1 protein-coding gene is annotated in these 1,009 nt (G+C 69.3%); it reads right to left on the bottom strand.

The annotated features are described in order from the left end of the window. A partial coding sequence (locus ACRWNM_RS36525) for a phosphopantetheine-binding protein (protein ID WP_431972733.1) occupies positions 1 to 1,009 on the bottom strand: 1,009 nt, incomplete at both ends.

The raw sequence follows: 1,009 nt of genomic DNA, 5'->3' as shown, positions 1-1,009 counted from the left end.
TCGAGCAACCACGCCACGATCGGGGTCACCGGAACCTCCCCGACCCCGCCGCCGGGAAGTTCCTCGAGCACCGGCGCGCCCACCCCGGCCGAGACAGCGACCTGCGCCAACCCCGCAACGGTCTTGTGTTCGAACACCTCCCGCGGCGAGATCACCACCCCCGCCGCCTTCGCCCGCGCCACCAACTGAATCGACATGATGCTGTCCCCACCGAGGGCGAAGAACGAATCATCCACCCCCACCGACTCCACCCCCAGCACCTCGGCGAACACCCCCGCCAACACCACCTCCACCGGCCCCGACGGCGCCCGATACACCCCACCGGTGACCTCCGGCACCGGCAACGCGGCACGATCCAACTTCCCCACCGGCGTCAACGGCAACACCTCGACCACCACCACCGCCGGCACCATATACGCAGGCAACCGCGCCGCCACCGCCGCACGCACCGCCTCGACATCGACGTTCTGCCCATCCACCGGCACCACATAACCGACCAGCCGGTCCCCACGACCGTCGTCGCGGACCACCACGACCGCCTGCGCGATGCCCGCACACCGCGCCAACACCGACTCGATCTCCCCCAGCTCGATCCGGAACCCGCGGAGCTTGACCTGGAAATCGCTGCGCCCCACATACTCCAGCGTGTAATCGCCACGCCACCGCACCACATCCCCGGTCCGGTACATCCGCTCCCCCGGGGCACCATACGGACACGCCACGAACCGCTCCGCCGTCAACCCCGGACGCCGGTGATAGCCGCGAGCCAGACCGACACCAGCCAGATACAACTCACCCGACACCCCCACCGGCACCGGACACAACCACCCATCCAACACCACCTCACACACCCCCCGGACCGGGCCACCGATCGTGATCGGCTCCCCCACCACCATCGGATCCCCGATATTCGACATCACCGTCGCCTCGGTCGGCCCGTACGCGTGGAACAACCGCCGCCCCGGCGCCCACCGGGTCACCAACTCCGGCGGACACACCTCACCACCGA

This window comes from Nocardia sp. bgisy134 (genome assembly GCF_965341865.1).
Classification (GTDB): Bacteria; Actinomycetota; Actinomycetes; order Mycobacteriales; family Mycobacteriaceae; genus Nocardia.
The sequence above is the reverse complement of the archived record's forward strand: the minus strand, read 5'-3'. Positions and strand labels throughout refer to the sequence as shown.